Annotated in this window: 19 protein-coding genes; 8 read left to right on the top strand and 11 right to left on the bottom strand. The window is 68.2% G+C overall.

All coding sequences use genetic code 11. The annotated features are described in order from the left end of the window. Nucleotides 1-9 precede the first annotated feature (9 nt). Entirely contained in the window at nt 10-1,380 is a 1,371-nt protein-coding gene (locus H074_RS01285) for a cellulose binding domain-containing protein (protein ID WP_007028202.1), read from the top strand. A gap of 347 nt (nt 1,381-1,727) precedes the next feature. On the opposite strand, the gene H074_RS01290 is transcribed toward H074_RS01285, so the two are convergent. After that, entirely contained in the window at nt 1,728-3,497 is a 1,770-nt protein-coding gene (locus H074_RS01290; protein ID WP_039921191.1) for a chitinase, read from the bottom strand. Nucleotides 3,498-3,740: 243 nt separating this feature from the next. Between H074_RS01290 and H074_RS01295 the strand changes: the two genes are divergently transcribed. After that, entirely contained in the window at nt 3,741-4,373 is a 633-nt protein-coding gene (locus H074_RS01295; protein ID WP_007028204.1) for a sigma-70 family RNA polymerase sigma factor, read from the top strand. Nucleotides 4,374-4,493: 120 nt separating this feature from the next. On the opposite strand, the gene H074_RS01300 is transcribed toward H074_RS01295, so the two are convergent. The 5 genes from H074_RS01300 to H074_RS01320 all read right to left on the bottom strand — a co-directional run bounded on the left by H074_RS01300 (nt 4,494) and on the right by H074_RS01320 (nt 8,520). Continuing rightward, entirely contained in the window at nt 4,494-5,141 is a 648-nt protein-coding gene (locus tag H074_RS01300; protein ID WP_007028205.1) for a response regulator, read from the bottom strand. Beyond that, entirely contained in the window at nt 5,138-6,667 is a 1,530-nt protein-coding gene (locus tag H074_RS01305; RefSeq protein WP_420805358.1) for a GAF domain-containing protein, read from the bottom strand. The genes H074_RS01300 and H074_RS01305 overlap by 4 nt, the downstream gene beginning before the upstream one ends. A 47-nt stretch (nt 6,668-6,714) precedes the next feature. Further along, entirely contained in the window at nt 6,715-7,194 is a 480-nt protein-coding gene (locus H074_RS01310) for a pyridoxamine 5'-phosphate oxidase family protein (RefSeq protein WP_051071870.1), read from the bottom strand. Between the two features lie 101 nt (nt 7,195-7,295). After that, entirely contained in the window at nt 7,296-7,727 is a 432-nt protein-coding gene (locus H074_RS01315; RefSeq protein ID WP_007028208.1) for a nitroreductase family deazaflavin-dependent oxidoreductase, read from the bottom strand. Nucleotides 7,728-7,737: 10 nt separating this feature from the next. Beyond that, on the bottom strand, nt 7,738-8,520 hold the full coding sequence (locus H074_RS01320) for a TetR/AcrR family transcriptional regulator (protein ID WP_007028209.1): 783 nt from the start codon (nt 8,518-8,520) through the stop codon (nt 7,738-7,740). A 78-nt stretch (nt 8,521-8,598) separates the two neighbouring features. Here H074_RS01320 and H074_RS01325 point away from each other — a divergent pair, with 78 nt between their 5' ends. Next, entirely contained in the window at nt 8,599-10,866 is a 2,268-nt protein-coding gene (locus H074_RS01325) for an ATP-binding cassette domain-containing protein (protein ID WP_007028210.1), read from the top strand. Here H074_RS01325 and H074_RS01330 read toward each other — a convergent pair. Beyond that, entirely contained in the window at nt 10,845-11,711 is an 867-nt protein-coding gene (locus tag H074_RS01330; RefSeq protein WP_039921193.1) for a hypothetical protein, read from the bottom strand. The genes H074_RS01325 and H074_RS01330 overlap by 22 nt on opposite strands. Before the next feature lie 137 nt (nt 11,712-11,848). On the opposite strand from H074_RS01330, the gene H074_RS01335 reads away from it, so the two are divergent. The 3 genes from H074_RS01335 to H074_RS01345 all read left to right on the top strand — a co-directional run bounded on the left by H074_RS01335 (nt 11,849) and on the right by H074_RS01345 (nt 14,571). After that, complete coding sequence (locus H074_RS01335) at nt 11,849-12,982, top strand: metallophosphoesterase (protein WP_007028212.1); 1,134 nt, start codon at nt 11,849-11,851, stop codon at nt 12,980-12,982. 123 nt (nt 12,983-13,105) lie between these two features. After that, entirely contained in the window at nt 13,106-13,750 is a 645-nt protein-coding gene (locus H074_RS01340) for a DUF998 domain-containing protein (RefSeq protein ID WP_007028213.1), read from the top strand. 23 nt (nt 13,751-13,773) lie between these two features. After that, on the top strand, nt 13,774-14,571 hold the full coding sequence (locus H074_RS01345) for an alpha/beta fold hydrolase (RefSeq protein ID WP_007028214.1): 798 nt from the start codon (nt 13,774-13,776) through the stop codon (nt 14,569-14,571). Nucleotides 14,572-14,642: 71 nt separating this feature from the next. On the opposite strand, the gene H074_RS01350 is transcribed toward H074_RS01345, so the two are convergent. The 3 genes from H074_RS01350 to H074_RS01360 all read right to left on the bottom strand — a co-directional run bounded on the left by H074_RS01350 (nt 14,643) and on the right by H074_RS01360 (nt 18,555). Beyond that, nucleotides 14,643-15,626 carry a TolB-like translocation protein gene (locus H074_RS01350; RefSeq protein WP_007028215.1) on the bottom strand — a complete coding sequence of 328 codons (984 nt, stop codon included), beginning with the start codon at nt 15,624-15,626 and terminating at the stop codon, nt 14,643-14,645. After that, entirely contained in the window at nt 15,623-16,867 is a 1,245-nt protein-coding gene (locus tag H074_RS01355; protein WP_007028216.1) for an MFS transporter, read from the bottom strand. The genes H074_RS01350 and H074_RS01355 overlap by 4 nt, the downstream gene beginning before the upstream one ends. Before the next feature lie 98 nt (nt 16,868-16,965). Continuing rightward, a complete protein-coding gene (locus H074_RS01360; protein WP_167333155.1) occupies nt 16,966-18,555 on the bottom strand; it encodes a discoidin domain-containing protein in 1,590 nt (529 codons plus the stop codon). Nucleotides 18,556-18,688: 133 nt separating this feature from the next. On the opposite strand from H074_RS01360, the gene H074_RS01365 reads away from it, so the two are divergent. After that, a complete protein-coding gene (locus H074_RS01365; protein WP_007028218.1) occupies nt 18,689-19,333 on the top strand; it encodes an HAD family hydrolase in 645 nt (214 codons plus the stop codon). Here H074_RS01365 and H074_RS01370 read toward each other — a convergent pair. After that, nucleotides 19,323-19,790, bottom strand: a complete 468-nt coding sequence (locus tag H074_RS01370) for an NUDIX hydrolase (RefSeq protein ID WP_007028219.1) — start codon at nt 19,788-19,790, stop codon at nt 19,323-19,325. The two genes, H074_RS01365 and H074_RS01370, sit on opposite strands and share 11 nt — an antisense overlap. A gap of 141 nt (nt 19,791-19,931) precedes the next feature. Between H074_RS01370 and H074_RS01375 the strand changes: the two genes are divergently transcribed. After that, complete coding sequence (locus tag H074_RS01375; RefSeq protein WP_007028220.1) at nt 19,932-20,369, top strand: DoxX family protein; 438 nt, start codon at nt 19,932-19,934, stop codon at nt 20,367-20,369. Nucleotides 20,370-20,545 lie beyond the last annotated feature (176 nt).

The following is a 20,545-nucleotide window of genomic DNA, read 5'->3' on the forward strand; positions in this document are numbered from 1 at the left end:
ATCCAGGCTGTGGGCCTGTCCGCCGCTGCCGCAACGGCCGGCGCGGTCCTCGTGATCGCGCCGGCCTCCGCGGCCGGCGGTGTCGGCGCCGCCTTCAGCAAAGGCTCCGATTGGGGCTCCGGCTGGGAAGGCAAGTACACGATCACCAACAACTCGGGATCGAACCTTCCCGCGTGGACGGTCGAATTCGACCTCCCCGCGGGGCACTCGATCGCTTCGCTGTGGGACGGCAGCTACTCGGTCTCCGGGCAGCACGTGACGGTGAAGAACACCTGGAACGGCAACCTTTCCAACGGTGGCAACACCAGTTTCGGGTTCAACGTCAAGTACTCCGGGGGCTACGTCGCCCCGGCGAACTGCAAGATCAACGGTGGTTCCTGTGATCCGGGCGGCGGCGGCCCGACCACGACGCCGACCACGCCCACCACCACGATCACGCCCACCACCACGACCACGCCCACGACGTCGACCTCCCCGACGACGACCACGAGCAACCCGCCGCTGCCCGGCGGCCGTGGCGCGCCGTATCTGTACATGGGCTGGGGCAGCCCGCCGAATCCGCAGACGGTCATGAACGCGACCGGGATCAAGTGGTTCACGTTGGCGTTCATCCTGTCGTCCGGTGGGTGCGATCCCGCTTGGGACGGCAGCCGTCCGCTGCAGGGCGGCGTCGACGCGAACGCGATCGCGCAGATCAAGGCCGCGGGCGGGCAGATCGTGCCGTCCTTCGGCGGGTGGAGCGGCAACAAGCTCGGCCCGAACTGCTCGACGCCGGAAGCGCTCGCCGGGGCCTACCAGAAGGTGATCGACGCCTACGGTCTCAAGGCGATCGACATCGACATCGAAAACACCGACGAGTTCGAGAACGCGGTCGTACAGGACCGCGTCCTGAACGCGCTGAAGATCGTGAAGGCGAACAACCCCGGTATCCAGACCATCCTCACCTTCGGCACGACGACCACCGGCCCGAACTTCTGGGGCCAGCGGCTCATCGACCAGTCGAAGGCGCTGAACGCCGGGATCGACGTCTACACGATCATGCCGTTCGACTTCGGTGGTGGCGCCGACATGTACGGGAACACCATCAACGCCGCGAACGGCCTGCGGGACAAGCTGAAGTCGACGTTCGGGTGGAACGACGCCACGGCGTACGGCCACCTGGGCATCAGCGGGATGAACGGCCTTTCGGACCAGCGGGAACTGACGAGTCTCGACACCTGGACCCGCATCACGAACTGGTCCAAGACCAACAAGATCGCCAGGCTCGCGTTCTGGTCGACCAACCGTGACCGGGGCTGCGCAGGCGGCGGGGTCGCCGAGAACTGCAGTGGCATCGCGCAGAACGACTGGGACTTCACGCGGATCACCGCGGGCTTCTGACGTCCCTTCCCTGGTAAGTACTCCCCGAACCGCGGGCCCGCACCGATGCTGCACGGTGCGGGCCCGCTCCTTCACGCAACCAGTCACCTAATTGCGGTCGATCCGCGCGCAAGGACCGCCATTCGGCACCTACTTGCGCGGGCGACCGCGCGACGGCCGCGAGCGTGAGTACGTGAAGGACCCCTTCCTTGCGCCTGGGTACAGGAAGGGGTCCTTCACATACTTGGGGTGATGCCTCCGCAACCGCAGCCGTCCCGAAGGCTTCTCCTCCGCAACCAGTCACCTAATTGCGGTCGATGCGCGCGCAAGGACCGCCATTCGGCACCTACTTGCGCGGCCAGCAGGGGTCAGGGCAGGGCGTTCAGGAACGGTTCGTGGGCGTTCTGGAATTCCCACCCGTAGTACCGGTCCCAGTTGATCGACCACGTCATCAGGCCGCGCAACGCCGGCGATGCACCACCGCGCAGCGAGTACGAACCGCAGCCGGAGTTCTTCACCAGGCAGTTCAGCGCCGAATGCACCGCCGCCGGCGCGGTGTGCCCGTTGCCCGCGCTCACCGCGGCGGGCAGGCCGAACGCGATCTGGTCCTCACGCAGCCCCGGGAACCGGAATCCGGTCGAGGACACCGTGAATCCCGCCTTGATCATGTCGGTCATCGCGATGTGGAAGTCCGCGCCGCCCATGAAGTGGTACTGGTTGTCCAGGCCCATCACCGGTCCGGAGTTGTAGTCCTGGACGTGCAGCACGGTCAGCGCGTCCCGCATCGCGTGGATCACCGGCAGGTACGAACCCGTCCGGTTGTCGGCGCCGCCGAGGCCTCCGTAGTACTGGTACCCGGTCTGCACGAAGAACGTCTCCGGCGCCATCGTGAGCACGAATCCCGCACCGTACTTGGCTTTCAGCGTCTTCAGCGCCGAAATGAGATTGACGATCACCGGCGTGGTCGGGTTGCGGAAGTCGTTGTCGCCGGCGTTGAGGTACAGCGAGTGTCCCTCGAAGTCGATGTCGAGCCCGTTCAGCCCGTATCGGTCGATGATCGCCGACACCGAACTGACGAACGCGTCGCGTGCCGCGGTCGTGGTCAGCTGCACCTGGCCGTTCTGCCCGCCGATGGAGATCAGGACCTTCTTGCCCTGCGCCTGCTTCGCGCGGATCGCGGCGATGAAATCCGCGTCGCTTTCGACGGTCGGGCATTCAGCGACCGGGCACCGGGTGAAGCGGATGTCGCCGGAGGTCACCGAGGTCGGCTCGCCGAAGGCCAGGTTGACGATGTCCCACGCCGCCGGGACGTCGGCCATCCGCGTGTAGCCGGAACCGTTGGCGAAACTCGCGTGCAGGTAGCCGATCAACGCGTGCTTCGGCAGGCCGGTGTCGACGCAACCGGAGGTCGTGGCGCCCGCTTCCGTGGTCTTCGGCGATTCGCCCGCGCTGTTGTACGCGGCCACCGAGTAGTTGTGTGACGAACAGGCCGTCAGTCCCGAGATCGTCGCCGAAGTCCCGGTCACCGTCGCGACCACGTTCCCGCCCTCGTACACGCGATAGCCGGTCACCGTCCCCGCCGAGGCGCCCCACGAGAGCGCGATCGACGAGTTCGTCACCGTGCCCACGGCCGGGCTTCCCGGTGTCGGCGGTGCTCCGGGGGTGCCACCGCCGGGTCCGTCGAGGTTGATGTCGTCCGCGTAAAAGGTGCCTGACCCGTACCAGCCGTGGACGTACACCTCCGCCGTCGTCTGTGTGGCCGCCGTCGTGAACGAAAGCGACAACTGCGTGTAAGAGGTCGCCGCGGTCCACGTCGACGGCCCGCCCGTGACCCCGAGATACACCGGGTTCCCGTTCACCCAGGCCGAAACCGCGTAGGTCGTGTTCGGCTGGACGGATACCGTCTGTGCACACTTGCCGATCGTCGAGCCGGGCGTCACAGCGACGGCGTAACCGCCAGAACGGACCGGTGTGCTCACGGCCGCGCCCGCCGCGCAGGACCAGCCGGACGTCGAACCCGCCTCGAAACCGGGATTGAGGAGCAGGTTGGCCGCGTTCGCGGTACCGCCGCCCGTTATCAGGCCGGTGAAGGTGAGCACCAAAACGGCCAGAAAAGCCAAGGATCTGGAACGCCTCATCGCGATTCCTCCGTAAAAGGGCGGCCTGCCGCCGCGCTGGGCTAATTGTCTAGACCAATCTGGCGAAAGTCCATACCCCGGGGACACCAGGGCCTAAAGACCCGACTACTCCGGGCTGCTGTACCGGTGTGACGCGCGGACGCGCTCCGTAACGTCGAAAGGGCCAAACAGGCCTGGGGGCTTTCGGGAGGTGGGGACGATGGGAACGCACAGGCAAGTGTCGAGAACGGTCCATCCGGCGTGATGACCGTGTCCGAAGCCATACGCCCGGCATATCAGCCCCGCCCGGGAGAGCCGGACGGCGAACTGATCCGTGCGGCGATCAAGGGTGACCGGCGGGCCGTCGGGAGCCTGCTGGCGCTTCTCCGGCCGATCGTGTTCCGATACTGCGTGGGCAGGCTGGGCATGACGACACGCGGCGTCTCCAGTGCCGACGACTGCACGCAGGAGGTCCTGATGGCCGTCCTCGTCGCCTTGCCGCGCTACAGCTACCAGGACGACAGCTTCCTGCCGTACGTCTTCGGGATCGCCTCGCACAAGGTCGCCGACGTCCGCCGGAACCTCGCCCGCGACCCGTCCGCGCCGGTGCCCGATCCGGAGCCCGAACAGGACGGGCCGTGGAATCCGACGTTCGAAGAGGTCGAGAAGGCGGACCGCGGCCGCCGGTTGTCGCGGCTGTTCGAAATCCTTTCGGCGAAGCAACGCGCCGTGCTGCTGCTGCGCGTGGTCCACGGGTACAGCGCCGAAGAGACCGCCGACGCGCTGGACATGGCGAGCGCGGGCGCGGTCCGCGTCACCCAGCACCGGGCGCTCCACGAACTGCGCCGGGTGCTGCGCGAGGATCCCGATTTCGCCGGCGGGTTCACCTTCTTCTGAGAAGGCGGCGCGTCGGTCGCCGGGTGAGGCTGAAGGGGACTTTCCCCTCGTCGCGCGCGGCGAAGGGCGCTTTACCCGCATCGCATGCGGGGAAAGTCCCTTCAGCTCGCCTTGTGCCTTCTAGGAGGTGGACCTGCGGCGTTGCGTGGCGTAGACGGCGGCTGCGGTCCGGCGTTCGAAACCGAGCTTGTGCAGCAGGGAAGACACGTAGTTCTTGACCGTCTTCTCCGCCAGGTAGAGCTTTTCCGCGATCTGGCGGTTCGTCAGCCCGTCGGCGATGTGGTCGAGCACCCGCCGCTCCTGCGGGCTCAGCTGTTCGTAACGCGGGTCCGGGAGGTCGCTTTCGCCGCGCAGCCGGTTCATCACCGACGCCGTCAGCGTGCTGTCCAGGAGCGATCCGCCCGCGGCGACCGTGCGGACCGCCTTGACGAGCGCGTCACCGGAGACCTGCTTGAGCATGTACCCGGCCGCGCCCGCCATGATCGCGCCGAACAACGCGTCGTCGTCCGAATAGGAGGTCAGCATCAGGCAGGCGGGCGGCGGATCGACGGACGCCCGGATCTCCCGGCAGACGCTGACCCCTTCACCGTCCGGCAGCCGGACGTCGAGCACCGCGACCTGGGGTTTGACCGCGGGGATCCGCACGTAGGCCTCGGCGGCCGTGGACGCCTCGCCGACCACGGTGAGATCGTCTTCGGCCTCGAAGACGGTCTTCAGCCCGGTGCGGACGAGTTCGTGATCGTCCAGCAGGAACACCGAAATCGTCATCCCACACTCCCCTGTCGGGCCGGCAGCTCCACCGACCAGTCGAGCCTCGTCCCGCCCTCCGGCCTCGCTTCGACACTGAACGACCCGTTCCAGCGGGCCGCACGTTCGGCGAGGTTCGCCACCCCGCTGCGACGACCTGGTTCGGCGGGCATGCCGACGCCGTCGTCCACCACCGAAAGCTTCAGCCGCCGCCCGTCGCGGTCGACCGAGACGTCGACCGAAACCGTCGTCGCCGCGGCGTGTCTGACCACATTGGACAGTGCCTCGCGCAGGGTCGCGATGAGATCCGAGCGGACCGTGTCCGGCACGGTCGAGTCGAGCGGCCCGTCGAACCCGACCCGGGGTTCCGACGCGCAGCCCGCGTCCAGCGCGACGCGCAGCAGCTCCGACCGGAGGCTGCCCTGCGCTTCCGCCGGTTCCTGGAGCGAAAAGATGCTGTTGCGGATCTCCCGGATCGTGCGGTCGATCTCGTGCGCGAAACCGGTCACGCGACCGGCGACTGCTGGTTCGCTCGCGAGCTTGCTGAGTCCCTCCAGGCCGAGCCCGATCGCGAACAGCCGCTGGATCACCAGGTCGTGCAGGTCGCGGGCGATCCGATCGCGGTCCTCGAAGACGGCGAGCCGCTGCCTGTCCTGCTGCGCGCGGGCGAATTCGACCGCGAGCGCGGCGTGCGCCGCGAAGGTCTCCGCGAGCTGGACGTCGTAGGCGGAGAAAGGGGTCCTGTCGCGGAACTTCGCCACCAGCAGGACACCTAGTTTCTCCTCGCCGGCGATCAGCGGGACGACGACCGTGGAGTCGAGGTCCTTGATCGCCGCGGGCATGACGGCACCGCGCTCGCTCTGGTACTCGACGACCTTCTCGCCGTAGTCCCGGACCACGACGGGTTCGCCGGTGGTGAACGCCATCCCGGTCGCGGTGCCCTCGGTCGGCACGACGATCCCGGCGAGCCGGTCCGCGTCCGGGCCCGGCGGCTCGACGACCTCGAAGACCAGCTGGCCGTCGCCGCGGGGACGGGCCACCGCGCCCGCGGTGGCACCGGCGACGACGCGGGCGCGTTCGGCGATCAGGCGGAGGGTCGCGGTCAGATCCTGGTCGGCCAGGAGCGCGCCGGTGACGTGATAGGAGGCTTCGAGCCAGCGTTCTCGCCGCTGCGCCTGGTCGAACAGCACGGCGTTCTCGATCACGACACCGGCCGCCGCGGTGAGCGCGACGAGCAGGTCGTCCTCGGATTCGGTGAACTCCTCACCGTCCGGTTTGCGGGCGAGGTACAGCATCCCGAAGATGCGGCCGCGCGTCCGGATGGGCATCACGCGGGATTCGTCCTCGGACGGCGGCCGTTCCCAGGCGGCACCGAAGCGGATGAACTCCCCCGAATCGGGCACGCTCAACGCGCCGAACGGCGCACCGGTCAGCTCACAGGCGGACTCGACCATCCGCCGCAGGACCTCGGAGAGACTGAGGTCGCGGGCGATCCCCGCCACCGCGTCCAGAATCCTGGGTGCCTTGGCGTCACTCGCCGCACTCACGCGCCGCACTGCGTCACCGTCCCGGAGTAACTCCCCGGGCAGTGGGGTCAGGAATGACAGACGCGCCCGGATCGCTCATCTTGTGGGTCGATCACGGACAGTGCTTCGTTACCGCGAGCGCCGAGGATCCTCCTACCGGTGACCGACTCGATCGGGATCCGAAGATACCGGGAATCCGACCGACCAGTCCAGCAAGCCAGTGGCAAGGTCGCGAGTTCGGCGATCACGATCGGATCACGCACCTCGGAGGCGCGGCCGACGACGGTGACGTACCAGCCGGTCCCCAGGTCCTTGGCGAACTCGTCTACGGCGAACGCCACCACACTGTCGAGTATCCCGGCGAACAACGCGCTCTGTGACGGCGTCCGCACCACGATCGCGCCGTGGTGGAGCGCGAACCGCGCGGGCTGGATCGCCGGCAAGGCCCGGGAGGTGAACACCACCCGGCCGAGACGCTCGACCGCGAGCAGTGCCAGGCACTGCTCGCGGTCGAGCGTCTCGAGACCCCAGGAGTCGGACATCGGCATCCCCGCGTTCTCGTCGTGTACTTCGTCGGGGTCCACGGTCCCCGGCCTACCGACTCGCCGGTAGGGCCGATGGACCCGGCCCGCGCGGGGGATGCCGGGCGTCACACCTTGGGCGACAGCAGGACGACGGGGATCTCCCGCTCGGTCTTGGTCTGGTACTGCGCGTAGTTCTTGTAGTGCGCGGTGATCTTGGGCCACAGGCGGGCACGCAGCTCGGCGTCGGCGACACTCGCGACCATCGGCCGCGCGGTCTCGCCCTTCAGGGTGACCTGGACGTCGGGGTTGTCGCGGAGGTTGAGAAACCACGCCGGGTGCTGGTCGTCGCCACCGCGGGAGGCGACGATGACGTACGCGTCGCCCTCGCGCAGCGGCGAGGTCAGCAGCACGGTGCGCGGCCGGCCGGTCTTCCGGCCGATGGTGGTCAGTTCCAGGACGGTCATCCCGGCGACCTGCCAGCCGGCGCGGCCGCCGCTGACCTTCTGGATGACGCGGTGGACGGCGTTCATGGTCTTCAGGGCGAAATCGGAGGGCATGCGGAGAAGGCTACTCCGCTTTCGCCGCGACTTCGATTCCGTCCAGAAGGACCGCCAGCGAGAACTCGAAGGCCTCCCTCGCCTCCTGTTCCAGATAGGACACCGTCTCGTCCTCCATCCGGAACGCGTGCTCACCTTCCATCCAGGTCAGCGTCGGGAAACGTTCGGCGAAGTCCGGCGAGACCTCCTTCAGACGCGTGGATCGCGCGTACCACCACTCGTCGTCGGACTGCCCCGTCACCTTCTCGGCCAGCCGCGCCTCCGAAGCCGTCCTGGCGGGCTCGCGCACACACGAGTACAGCGCGCTGACCAGCCGCCGCAGCGCCACCGGGCGCAACCCGGTCCGGCGCAGGATCTTCACCAGCGCCTCCAGGACGACGTACTCGTTCGGCCCGAGCACCGGCCGCGCCTGCGAGACCTGCAGGACCCACGGGTGCCGCAGGTAGAAGTCCCAGAGATCCTCGGCCCAGCGCGCGGTGTCGGCCCGCCAGCCGCCTCCGTCGTACGAGGCCGGAAGCTCGGCGAGCGCCTTGTCGTACATGAGATCGACCAGTTCGCTCTTGCTCGGGACATAGGTGTAGAGCGCCATGGCCGTACGGCCGAGCCTGTCCCCGACGGCACGCATCGAGAGACCCGCCATGCCTTCGGCGTCCGCGATGGTGATGGCGGTTTCGACGATCAGGTCCACCGAAAGCCCCGGTTTGGGACCGGGTCGTTCGGCGTCCGGCGACTCGGTCCGCCACAGCAGCGTCATCGACCGCCGGGGGTCCCCTTGCGCCGCGTAGACGACCACTTGCCAACTCCTTACAGCATAAACTAACCTCTGCTACCCTCACTTTACAGGCTAAAGAGTTCCAACCAGGGGAGAGCCATGCCTTCGGCCGCCGACAGCCACGACATGATCCAGGTGCGCGGAGCCAGAGAGAACAACCTCGCCGACGTCTCGGTGGACATCCCCAAACGCCGCCTCACCGTCTTCACCGGTGTCTCGGGTTCGGGGAAGTCGTCCTTGGTGTTCGGTACCATCGCCGCGGAGTCGCAGCGGCTGATCAACGAGACCTACACCGCGTTCATCCAGTCCTTCATGGCCCCGGTCGGACGGCCGGACGTGGACACACTGCGGAACCTGAGCGCCGCGATCGTCGTCGACCAGGAGCGGATGGGGGCCAATTCCCGTTCCACGGTCGGCACCGCGACCGACGCGCACACGATGCTGCGGATCGTCTTCAGCAGGCTGGGCCGGCCGCACATCGGGACGTCGAGCGCGTTCAGCTTCAACCTTCCCGAGGGCATGTGCCCCGAATGCGAGGGCCTGGGAAAGGTCTCCACCATCGACATCGACCAGCTCGTCGACAAGGAGCTTTCGCTGAACGAAGGGGCGATCACCGTCCCGAACTTCGCGCCCGGCGGCTGGTACTGGAAGGGACTGGCGGAATCCGGCTTCGTCGATCCCGCCGTCAAGCTGAAGGACTACACCCCTCAGCAGTGGGAAGACTTCATGCACAAACCCGCCACCAAGATGAAGCTCGGCGGGTTGAACACCAACTACGAGGGCCTGCTGGTGAAGGTGCAGCGGCTGTTCCTGTCGAAGGACAAGGAAGCCACGCAGCCGCACATCCGGGCCTTCGTGGACCGGGCGATCACCTTCCGGCGGTGCCCGGCGTGCGACGGCGCCCGGCTGAACCAGGCGGCGCTGTCCTCGAAGATCGAGGGGCTGAACATCGCCGACTGCTCGTCGATGCAGATCAACGACCTTGCCGACTTCCTCCACAAGATCGACGATCCGTCGGTCGGCCCCCTGATGCAGACCCTGCGCGGCACCCTCGACTCGCTCGTCGAGATCGGCCTCGGCTACCTGAGCCTCGACCGCGAATCCGGGACGCTGTCGGGCGGCGAGGCGCAGCGCGTGAAGATGGTGCGGCACCTGGGATCCAGCCTCACCGACGTCACCTACGTCTTCGACGAGCCGACCGTCGGGCTGCACCCGCACGACATCCAGCGCATGAACGGCCTGCTGCTCCTGTTGAAGGACAAGGGGAACACGGTGCTCGTGGTCGAGCACAAACCGGAGACGATCGAGATCGCCGACCACGTCGTCGACCTCGGACCCGGCGCGGGGCCCGACGGCGGCCAGATCTGCTACACCGGCGACGTCGCCGGGCTGCGCGCGTCCGGCACGCTGACCGGACGGCACCTCGACCACCGGGCGCGGTTGCGCGCCGACGTCCGCGGGGCACGCGGGCAGATCCCGATCCGGAACGCGACCAGGCACAACCTCAAAGACGTCAGCGTCGACATCCCGCTCGGGGTGCTGACCGTGGTCACCGGGGTCGCCGGTTCGGGCAAGAGCTCGCTCATCCACGGATCACTGTCCACAAGGGACGACGTGGTGGTGCTCGACCAGTCGGCCATCCGCGGCTCGCGGCGGAGCAACCCGGCGACCTACACCGGCCTGCTCGACCCGATCCGCGCCGCGTTCGCCAAGGCCAACGGCGTCAAGGCCGCCCTGTTCAGCGCGAACTCCGAAGGCGCGTGCCCGAAGTGCAAGGGCATCGGGCTGATCTACACCGACCTGGCGATGATGGCCGGGGTGGCGACCGTCTGCGAGGAATGCGAGGGCAAGCGGTTCACCGCGGAGGTGCTGACCTACAAACTGCGGGGCAAGGACATCAGCGAGGTCCTGGCGATGCCGGTCGCCGAGGCACGCGAATTCTTCCCCTCGGGGCAGGCGCGGACGATCCTGGACCGGCTGTCCGACGTCGGCCTCGGCTACCTCGGGCTCGGGCAGCCGCTCACGACGCTGTCCGGCGGGGAACGGCAGCGGATCAAACTGGCCATCCGGATGGCGGAGAAGTCGGCGACCTACGTCCTCGACGAGCCGACCACCGGCCTGCACCTCGCCGACGTCGACCAGTTGCTGGGCCTGCTCGACCGGCTCGTCGACGACGGGAACACGGTGGTGGTCATCGAGCACCACCAGGCGGTGATGGCGCACGCGGACTGGATCGTCGACCTGGGGCCGGGCGCGGGGACGGACGGCGGTCAGGTGGTCTTCACCGGGACTCCGGCCGATCTGGTCGCTTCCGGTGACACGCTCACTGCCCGGCATCTTCGCGCTTACGTGGGCCAGGAGCGCTGACGAGCCCGGCGGGCTTCCCGGACGGCCGCGAAGCCCGCCGACCCCAGCACCGCCAAAGCGAGTCCCGAGGTCACCATCTCGATCGGCGAAGCCGCCAGCGGCGAAACCCCGGCCACCGACTCCAGTCCCACCACCGCGGTCAGCACGGCATAGGCACCGATCGCCATCCACACCAGCCGCACGCGCCGCCGTTCGGTCCAGTCCGCGAACCGCAGCAGCCAGGCGAGTCCCGGCAGGATGAGGATCGCGTGCATCGCCACCGCGTGCAGCGGCTTCAGCGCGCCGGCGGTGGTGTACGCGATCCGCGGGTTCCCGCCCCGCGCCTCGACGACGCCGCTCGCGATCATCGCAGCGCCCGCGCCCAGCGCCACCAGCAGCGCGACGAGCCCGAACCGCACCGCGAGCCGCATGCTCGGCGTGGTCTCCCCCTCGCCGCGCATCGCCGCGGCCGTGAACGAGACCGCCGTCAGGATGATGACTCCGCCGCCCGCCGCGAGCGTCGTCGAGACCGCGTTGTCGAAGCCGGTCTCGAAGTTGAAGTGCGACGGCACGCCACGCCAGGCCTGCATGCTCACCAGCACCGTCTCGACGACGCTCGCCCCCGTGAAGACGCCGAGCAGCACGTTCCGCACACGCGGCCGCACCGCGGCGTACGACGTCGCCCAGGCGACGGAAGCCAGCGTCAGCCCGAACGACAGGCCGAACGTGACCGCCTTCCGCATCGACAGCGGCCCGGTCCACGAACCGCCCGACGCGACCAGCACGACCGCGTGCACGAGACCGCTGAGGAACAGGAGCGCCCCTGTCACGTAGGCGACGCGTTCGATCGTCCGTAACTCCTTCATGCCGAAGAGTGTCTTCCCGGCCAAGACGAAAAGCGTCGGCCTTGAAGCGACATCTCGCGTACGCCCGCCTACGTACCTGAGAGCCCCTCAGCGAAGACCGCGGTAGAGACCGTCGGTCTGTTAGTCTGGCCGACATCATGCCCCGCATCCTTTTCCGCGTCGTCACGCTGATCGCCGTTCTCGCCCTCCTGTTCGGCGTACCGTGGTGGACGATCGTCGGATCTCCCGAACTCCCGGCCGCGCTCGAAGTCCTCGGCACGATCGTGTTCGCAGCCGCGGCGGTCGCCGTGCCCGTGTGCATGGTCCTCGGCCACGGACCGTGGCAGCGCGACCTCGCGGCGAAGATCGGCGACCTCTCCCTCGGGCTGATCTGGCTGCTGTTCTCCTTGTCCGTACTCGGGAATGTGCTGCGACTCGTGCTCGCCGTGTCCGGAGTGGACAGTGCGGCGGGAATCGTCTCCGGCGTCGTACTGGTGACCTTCGCGGCGCTGGCGGTGTACGGCATGGCCGAGGCTCGGCGCGTACCGAGGCTCAAGGAACTCGACGTCGTGATCCCCCGCCTCGGCGCCGGACTCGACGGTCTCCGTTTCGCGATCATCACCGACACCCATTTCGGCCCGCTGAACCGGACGAAGTGGTCGGAGAAGGTCGTCGAGGTGGTGAACGAACTCGACGCCGACGTCGTGGCCCACGCGGGTGACCTCGCCGACGGTTCCGTCGCCAAACGCCGGGAGCAGGTCGCACCGCTCGGGAAGGTGCGGGCGAAGCTCGGCAAGTTCTACATCACGGGCAACCACGAGTACTTCGGCGAGGCGCAGGCCTGGCTCGACCACATGCGCGACCTCGGCTGGGAGCCGCTGCACAACCGGCACATGCCGGTCCGCCGGGGTGGGGACACGCTCGTCTTCGCCGGGATCGACGACCCGACCGGCGCCGCCTCCGGCCTGCCCGGCCACGGCCCCGACCTGCCCGCCGCGCTCGACGGCGTCGCCGAGAGCACCCCGGTCGTCCTGCTCGCCCACCAGCCGAAGCAGGTCAAGCAGGCCGCCGAGGCCGGCATCGATCTCCAGATCTCCGGGCATACGCACGGCGGCCAGATCTGGCCGTTCCATCTCCTGGTCCGGCTCGATCAGCCCGTACTGGCCGGCCTTTCGCGCCACGGCGAGCGCACGCAGCTCTACACGAGCCGCGGCACCGGCTTCTGGGGGCCGCCGCTGCGCGTCTTCGCGCCGAGCGAGATCACCCTCCTGACCTTGCGAAACGGCAAGTAGTCACCTGGTTGCGACGCCTCCCGGTGTCGCAACGGCACTACCGACAAATTTTTTTGTCTTGACAACTGTGACTTTCGGAGCGAGAGTTGGGCCCAACGCACCCCGCCCCGAAAGGCCGAAACGATGACCATCACCGCCACCCGGACCCACGTCGCACTCCCGGCGCGCGCCCTGCTCGCCTGCGGCGCCGTCTCGGGTCCGCTGTACTTCCTGACCTCGCTCACCCAGGCCGCCGTCCGCGACGGCTTCGACCTGACGAAGCACCCGGCGAGCATGCTGAGCAACGGCGACGCGGGCTGGATCCAGGTGACGAACTTCCTGGTCACCGGCATCCTGATGATCGCCGGAGCGATCGGCGTGAGCCGGACGCTCGAGCCGGGAAGAGGCAGCACGTGGGGGCCACGGCTGCTGGGCGTCTTCGGCGTCAGCCTGCTCTTCGCCGCGGCCTTCAAGGCCGATCCCGGCAACGGTTTTCCGGTCGGCACCGGCCCGGCCACCATCAGCACCGCGGGTGTCCTGCACATGGCCGCCGGCTCGGTCGGTTTCCTCTCGCTGATCGTCGCGACCTTCGTGTTCGCGAGCCGCTTCGCCCGTGAGGGCAGCCGCGGCTGGGCCGTCTACTCCCGCGCCACCGGCATCGCGTTCTTCGCTTCCTTCGCCGGGATCAGCTCCGGCAACGCGAACGCCGTCGTGATGCTCGCCTTCTGGGCCACCGTGATGCTGGCCTGGGGCTGGGTCACCGCCGTCATCCTCCGCACAACCCGCTAGACGAACCCAGGAGAATTCCCGCCATGAGCACCGTGACCTCGCAAGACGGCACCACCATCGCCTACACCCGCACCGGCTCCGGCCCCGCCGTCATCCTGGTCGACGGCGCGATGTGCCACCGCGAGTTCGGCCCGGCCAAGCCACTGGCCGCCGAACTGGCCCCGCACTTCACCGTCTACACCTATGACCGCCGCGGCCGCGGCGAAAGCGGCGACACCGAGCCGTTCTCCGTCGCCCGCGAAGTCGAGGACATCGCGGCGCTGATCAAGGAAGCGGGCGGGACCGCCCACGTCTACGGCATCTCCTCGGGCGCGGCACTCGCCCTCGAAGCCGCGAAGGCCGGGCTCCCGATCACGAAACTGGCGGTCTACGAATTCCCGCTGGTCGTCGACGACACTCGGCCGCCGGTCCCGGCCGACTACGACGAACGGCTGGAGAAGGCCATCGCCGCCGGACGACCCGGCGCCGCGATCAAGACCTTCATGCGGGAAGGCGTCCGGGTCCCGGCCCCGGTCGTCTTCATGATGCAGTTCATGCCGGCCTGGCCGAAGCTGAAGAAGGTCGCGCCGACCCTGCGCTACGACGCCGCGTTGTTCGACGGTCTGCACGACGGCACCCCGCTGCCCGCAGGCCGCTGGGCGAGCGTTTCCGTGCCGACGCTGGTCATGGACGGCGGCAAGAGCCCCGCGTGGATCCGCAACGGGGTCGCCGCGCTGGCGAAGGCGGTCCCCGGCGCCGAGCACCGCACGATCGAAGGCCAGACGCACATGCTCAAGCCGAAGGCCGTGGCCCCCGTACTGATCGACTACTTCAACGGCTGACGGAGCCCTGGGCGCCGCTGCCTCGTGAGTGGCTAAGACGGTTAGAACCGTCCTAGCCACTCACGAGCCACCTACACGCCCGCAGGCGAGGCACCCTGCGCCACCAGCTCACGGGCCGCCCCGCTCCCGTCCGCCGGAACCGCCCAGATCGCCGAGTCCAGCCCGTACGCCACGGTCCGGTCATCGAGCCAGGCGGCCTGGTCGTCCACACTCCGCGTCTCGGCCAGCATGGTCTCCTTTCCGGAGGCCAGATCGAGGACGGCCAGCCGCCAGGGTGCCGCGAGATCGGCGGAAACCCGTTTCTTGAAGGCGATCCGCTTTCCGTCCGGCGAAAGTGACGGGCATTCGACGTTCTCCCGGATCATCCTCGCGACGAGTTTCCCGTAGTCCGCCTCGACCAGGTACGTCTTCCCCTTCGTCCCCACGGTGGCGTAGAACTTCTTGCCGTCGGCGGCGAAGGTGATTCCCCAGTAGTTCACGTCGGACGAGTAGTACGGCTTGCCGTCGAGCAGGAGACCCATCTCCTCGATGCTCTTCGTCAGCTTCCCGGTCGACAGGTTGAAGATCCCCGCCCTCGTCGAAAACCCGGTCTCCGAATAGGAATCGCCGTTGACGAACAGCGTCCAGTAGGCGAGCTTCCCGTCCGGCGAGACCCGGCCGCGGCTGGGGGTGCCGGGCAGTTCGATCCGGCGGATCTCGGTGAGGTCCTTGTCCAGCACGATGACGTCGGTCATCGGGGGCAGCACCCCCGGCTGCGCGGCCAGGCACAGCGCGGTCCCCGCCGATGCGGCGAACCGGTCGCAACTGAGACCGGACACCTTCCGGGGTTCGCCGGGCCGGTCCACCGGGACGGTGGCGAGATGGCCGAAGTCGGGGCCTTCGGCGGTGTTGCGGAACAGCAGCTGTCCCTTGGCCTGCACCGAAACCGGCTGGCCGGTGACGACGGCGACGGAGTTGACGTCCGGCCCGCGGTCCCGGGAGAGGACACCGTAGCCGACGGCCGCCGCGATCAGGACCACGACCGCCGCGACCACACCGAGGATCCGTGTCTTCATGCGTATGTCCGCAAAGGACGGAGGGCGGCGGCCGCGACGACCACCACGGTCAAGGCGCCCGCGGCGACCAGGACCGCGGCGTGCAGATCCCACGTGGTCCAGGCGAGTCCGAAAAGGACGGACGCGAGCATCCGTGTCGTCGCCTGCCCGGTCTGTACCAGCGCCAGGCCGCTCGCCCGCTGATGCTCGGGCAGCAGCGGTCCGGCGGCGGCCATCAGGACACCGTCGGTGGCGGCGTAGAAGACACCGTGCAGCACGAGCGCCAGCACCGCGAGGATGCCGCCGTCCACCGGGCCGAGCAGCGCCAGCAGCGCGACGACCAGCGCGACGTGCCCGCCGAGGAACACCTTCCAGCGGCCGATCCGGTCCGAAAGCCTGCCGAACGGAACGGCGAGCAGCAGGTACACGCCCGCGGTTCCCAGCGGCAGCAAGGGAAAGAAGACCGCGCCGAGTTCCCAGCGGCGCTGCAGCACGAGGTAGAGGAACGAGTCGCTGAGGGTGACCAGGCCCAGCAGCGCCGCCCAGACGCAGATCCGGCGGAACGACGCCTGCCGGATCAGGCCGGCGGTCTCGCGCAAGGAGACCTTGGGCCGTTCGGCCCGCGGCTTCGGCTGGTGGTCCTTGACCAGCACCACCAGGATGATCACGCCGATCGCGGCGATGCAGAAGCTCGTGAAGAACACCGAGTCGTAGCTGCCGAGGCTGAGCCACAGCACGGCCATCGCGACCAGCGGGCCGAGGAAGGCGCCGAAGGTGTCCATCGCGCGGTGCACGCCGAACGCGCGGCCGAGATGTTCCGGGTCGCTGCTCAAGGTGATCAGCGCGTCCCGAGGTGCGGTCCGGACGCCTTTGCCGGTGCGGTCGGCCGCGAGTACCGCCCCGATCGCGACGGTGGACGAACCCGCCACCATCAGGCCGATCTTGCCCAGCGCCGAGAGGCCGTAACCGAAGCAGGCGACCGCCTTGAGCCGTTGCCATCGGTCCGCGAGATGCCCGCCGGCGAGCCGGACGACGGCGGTGACACCGGAATAGAGGCCGTCGAGCACGCCGAACTGCAGCGGGCTGAGGCCGAGACCGAGGACGAGGTAGAGCGGGAGGACCGCGGTCACCATCTCCGACGAGATGTCGGTGACGAGGCTGACCAGGCCGAGCGCGACGACGTTCCCGGTGACGGCCCGTTTCACGCCGCTCTTCGGGACTTCCGCCGCGGCGTCCGCTCCCCTGCTGGTGGCGATGTACATGCGAAACCTCCTTCACGCGCGCCGAACGACCGCGATTAGGTGCCAGGTTGCGATGGTCCGCGAAGCGAACCATCGCAACCTGGTGCCGAAACGCGGGATCAGTGGCAGGTGTAGGTGGGAGAGGAGTCGATGGTCTTGCCGTCGAGACCGATCAGCTGGGTCGAGAAGGCGTTCTCCGACATGTTCAGCTTGAGCACGCCGTAGGTCGAGATCGCCTTCGCCGTGGCCGGATGCTCCGTCTTGACCGGGTACAGGGTCGCCCCGCCACCACCGCCGATGATCTGCACGGGACCGGCGGCGTCCTTGTCCCCGTCGGCGTTCTGCGGATAGAACCGCTCGTAGTGGTGGTCGTGCCCGTTCAGCACCAGATCGACCTTGTTTCCGACCATGGTCTCCCAGAGCGTGGCCATCTTGTCGTTGTCGCCGTGGTCACCCGAGGTGTAGCGCGGGTGGTGGTAGTACGCGGCGACGCAGGGCTTGGTGTTGTTCTGCAGGTCCTGCTTGATCCAGTTCAGCTGTTCGTCGCTGACCGCGTTCGCGGCCAGACCGGGCGAGAACTCCGTGCTGTCGATGGCGACGAAGTGCCAGTTGCCCATTTCCCAGCTGTAGTAGGTCTTCCCGTTCGGCGTCGCGATCTTGCCGAAGTACTGCTTGTAGGCGCCCAGCGGGGTGTCATCGTAGGTCTCGTGGTTGCCGGGGATCGGGTGCATGATGTTCTTGTACTTGCCCCAGGTCTTGTCGAAGTAGCTCGTGAAGTCCTCGATATGGGCGTCGTCGTACTGATTGTCGCCCATCGTGATCACCGCGGCCGGGTTCATCTGGCCGACCAGCGCGGCGGTCTTCGGGTGGATGCACGAAGACGAGGAGGCGGTGCACTGTTCGGCGATGTCACCGGAGGCGGCGAGGACGAACGACGAGCCGCCGCCCGCCTGTGTGGTCGCCTGGATCTGGTTGCTGGCCGCCGAGGTGTTGCCGGCGGCGTCCTTGGCGCGGACGGTGTAGGTGTACGCGGTCGACGCGCTCAGTCCGCTGTCGGTGAAGGACGCGGTTTCGGTCGTGCCGACGACCTGACCGTTCCGCAGGACCTCGTAGCCGGTGACGCCGACGTTGTCCGTCGAACCGGTCCACATCAGGTCCACAGTGGACGCCGTGACCGAACCGGCCTGGAGATTCGTCGGCGCGGTGGGCGCCTGCGTGTCACCGGACGAGTCCGACGTCCCGTAAACCTGCATCTCCCAAAGGGAGTAGCCGTAACTGGTGGCGCGCTTGGTCCCGACGAGACGCAGGTAGCGGCCCTTGCCGGACAGGCCGGTGAGGTCGTCGGTTCCGCCGTTCCCACCGGTGACGGACTTGATCGAGGTCCACGCCGAGCCGTCGTTGGAGACTTCCAGCCGGTACGCGCTGGCGTACGCGGCCTCCCAGCTGAGCTTGACCCGGTTGATGGCCGAGGGGCCGCCGAGGTCGATGCGGATGAACTGCGGGTCCACGCCTTCCGCGCTCGCCCAGCGGGTGGTGCTCTTCCCGTCGACGGCGAGCGGACCGCCGTAGGAGGAAGACTCCACCGAGGAGACGAGGACGGGTTTACCTTGGGACAAAAGGACATCAGCGGCTTGCGCGTTGCCGCTGAGCAGCGTCGGCAACAGGATGGCGGCCGCGCCTAGTGGCAGTAGTCGGGTTCGGGCCTTCACATCGATCTCCCCGGGAATCCGTGGCGGCGGGTTGAGAGGGACGGGTGCGCGGCGATTATTCGTTTGGTAACTTTCCTAACGAATGCGTACGGTAATCCGTGCCACTCAGTGAGTCAAGACGTAGACTCGTCCCATGACCGGCGCATTGATCTTCGACTTCGACGGGACGCTGGTCGACACCGAGGCGGCCGTCCTCGTGGCCTGGCAGGAGACCTTCCGCGAACGCGGCGGCGAACTCCCCCTCGACGTCTGGCACACCGTGATCGGCACGCAGAACACCGCCGTCGCGATGTTCGAACTGCTGGAGAAGAACGACGAGAACCTCGACCGGGTCGCGATCCGCACCGGCGTCCGCGCCAGGGTCACCGAACTGCTCGAATCCGTGGGGCCGCGTCCCGGCGTCAAGGAGTACCTCGAAGACGCGAAGGAACACGGCCTGCGGCTGGCCATCGCGTCCAGTTCGACCGGAGACTGGGTCACCACGCACCTGAACCGACTGGGCCTCGCGGACGCGTTCGAGGCCGTCCTCACCGGCGACCTCCACGAGGCGAAGCCGAGCCCGGACCTCTACCTGGCCGCGCTCGCCGCACTGGATCTGCCCGCGGCCGAGGCGATCGCGTTCGAGGACTCGCCGCACGGCGTCACCGCGGCGAAGGCCGCCGGGCTCGAATGCGTCGCCGTGCCGAACGCGATCACCGCGGTGCTGAACTTCGACCACGCCGATCTCGTACTGGGTTCGCTGGCCGACAAACCACTCGGCGAGTTACTCAGCCGTTGAGCAGTTCACCCAGCCGGACGAGGAACGGGCGCTGGCCCTTGAGCAACTTCTCCTCGGCTTCGGCCAGCCCGAACCAGGCGACCCTGTCGACCTCCGGGAACTCCCGCGTCCGGCCCGACCGCGGCGGCCACTCCATCTCGAAGACGCCCGGCACGATCTGATCCGGGTCGAGGTCCCCCTCCACCGCCCAGACCGTCACGACCTTGCCGCCGGACTGCTTCACCTCGCCGAGCGGGCGGTACTCGCCCTCCGGCGCCGGCATCCCCAGTTCCTCCTGGAACTCGCGCCGTGCCGCGTCCTCCGGCGCCTCGTCCGGTTCGTACTCGCCCTTGGGCACCGACCAGCCGCCCGCGTCCTTCTTCGCCCAGAACGGCCCGCCCATATGCCCGAGCAGCACCTCGGTCACCTCGCCCGACCTGCGGAAGAGCAGGATCCCGGCACTCGTCTTACCCGCCATGCCGTCCAGTCTGGCCTTGCTCCGACCGGGTGAGGTGACCGGCCCGCGAAAAAAGTTTCCGCCCGGATGTCGATTCGCGTCGAGCCCGTCCGACGCGTTGTCAGAAGCCGCTCGACAGACACTCCCGGAAGGACCGGAACCATGACGCAGACCATCACCCCCGCCGAGACCACCACCGCCGCCACCCCGCGCGCCGCCAAGGCGCAGGGTGCGATCCAGTCGGCCGTCCGGATCGTCGTCTCGTTCCTCTTCCTCTGCCACGGCCTGCAGGGATTCGGATTCTTCGGTGGCGTCGACGGCGCGGGCGGCTCCGTGGAACTCGGTTCCTGGCCCGGCTGGTACGGCAGCGTGATCGAGGTCGTCGGTGCCGCACTGGTACTGGTGGGCCTGTTCACCCGGCCGGTCGCGGTGCTCCTCTCCGGCGTCATGGCCTACGCCTACTTCACCGTGCACGCGCCGGAAGGCCTGCTGCCGCTGTTGAACATGGGCGAACTGTCGACCCTCTACTGCTGGATCTTCCTGCTGATCGCCGCGATCGGCCCGGGCACCTACGCCCTCGACACGCTGCGCCGCCGCTGACCGAAAAGAGAAAGGCCCCTTTCCTGGAATGATTCCAGGAAAGGGCCTTTATCGCGTCCCGAAGTCGCCGAATTCGGGCATACCATGGAATTACCCCCCGAAAGAAAGTTCCCCACCGATGGGGGTATCCGGCATCCTCGATTGCATCAATGGTTTAGACCACCTTGAGCCGGAAG

The sequence above is a fragment of the Amycolatopsis decaplanina DSM 44594 genome (assembly GCF_000342005.1).
Taxonomy (GTDB): Bacteria; Actinomycetota; Actinomycetes; order Mycobacteriales; family Pseudonocardiaceae; genus Amycolatopsis; species Amycolatopsis decaplanina.